General features: G+C 42.7%; 2 protein-coding genes. One reads left to right on the forward strand and one right to left on the reverse strand.

Going from position 1 to position 1603, the window contains the following annotated elements:
• Positions 1–633: RteC domain-containing protein (locus ACEW8S_RS07015; RefSeq protein ID WP_373517454.1), on the reverse strand; the 633-nt coding region annotated here is incomplete at its 3' end.
• Between the two features lie 535 nt (positions 634–1168).
• Here ACEW8S_RS07015 and ACEW8S_RS07020 point away from each other — a divergent pair.
• The coding region (locus ACEW8S_RS07020; protein ID WP_373517455.1) for a hypothetical protein at positions 1169–1603 on the forward strand (435 nt) is incomplete at its 3' end.

Here is a 1603-nt window from a genome sequence, read left to right on the forward strand (position 1 = left end):
GATAAACTCCACGGCCGCGGTGGGGGACATGGTAAACCGGAAGGGAGGATCCTTTTTCTCGGGCAGGCCGGAGGCTTCATTGGATGCATCGTTCAATTTGGCGTTGAGCCCTGTCAGATAGTTGCCATAGAGCGCCAGTCCCTTTATCATTGCCCACAACCCGTCGTGTGAAGTATTGAACAATGGATCTTTGAAATAACCGTAAGGTGTAGTCAGGGGGAAATCGTTAAGGTGTTTGCGGGTAAAGTATCTTCTGTCATTTTCAATACCTCCATTTTCCATGTAGAGCCGGAAGTCCGGATGATGCCCAAAAAAAGTGTTTATCCTGTCAATTTCCAGATCGACAAATTCAAGTTTGGCCCGTAACCCCCATTTGGGCATTTTCATTTCACAGGAGCGTACCTCCGTATAATGTATCAGAAAACGAAGGGGTCGGCTCTTTACGTTTTTGAAGAAATATATTTCTACATCGGTATTTTTAAACCCATGTTTTCCTACCGCTATCCGAAGATCGAGGAGGGAAGTATTACAAATTTCAATGCCGGCCATAGCTTCCCCCATCGGGCTTGAACTTAGGCTCTTTATTTCCTTTAACCTATTGTCGAAGTCGGATAAAAATTCCTTGTAAAGCATATCCCAGCGATTTTTAGTTTTAGGAATGGGGTAGTTAAATATATAACCCAAAGTGAAATGCCGAAAATTGTGGAAATGTCGATTAATAAATAGGAATCCAGTTTTATAAAATGGCGTGAAGTTGCCATCAAAAATCCGGTGTTCGTAGCCAATATAAGCTCTTGGGCAGTTAAAAGGTGTCGGATAAATGGTATAGATGGAGCCCGGCACAGTATTGGAAAGTGCCATCTTATCCATGATATCGAGCATTATGCCCTGTTTATGTGAGAAAGTGGGCAATGGGTTTTATCTTATTATCATAGACAGCACTAAACATTTTCCAAATTATGTTTCGTAGCAAGTACTTCGACACCTCTATTTTTTCGATTTTTTTTCGGGAAACTTGCTACTTTCTGTGGATTCTTCCCATTATAAAAAAGCGGAAGAAAATTGGCAATGAGGTATTCGATAACAACATTGAAAGCACGGATATACTGTTAGAGCTGTTCGACAGTATCGAAGATATTGTAGTTGACGGTTCCACAATAACCAGGACATGCTAAAGATACCGGTCTTAACTTTTCTGATTTGTTCCTCATCGGCAATTTGGGGGCAAAACGATACGTTGAAAGATGTGCCCTTGCCCCGGATAATGGACCTAATATATCGGCAAAGGGACAGTTCCGATGCGATAGCCCTGTCCGATTATTTGACCGAAAGGGCGCGTCTCGAAAAGGATTCCTCAGCGGTGTCATGGGGACACTACGGAAATTATCTTTACCGTGGCCATCCGAATAATCTGCCCTATCTCGATTCATTGATGTATTCGACCAAAGGGCTGAAAAATACGGAGGGGATTTTTGCACTGACCACGAACGCGGACTATTATTTTAATGAGGTCAAGGATTACAATAAAGCACTGGCGTTTGACCTGAAAGCGAGAAAGTTGAGCATCGAGACCGGTAACGTATATTATATACGGGCAACGACC

The organism is Pricia sp., assembly GCF_041745955.1.
Lineage (GTDB): Bacteria > Bacteroidota > Bacteroidia > Flavobacteriales > Flavobacteriaceae > Pricia.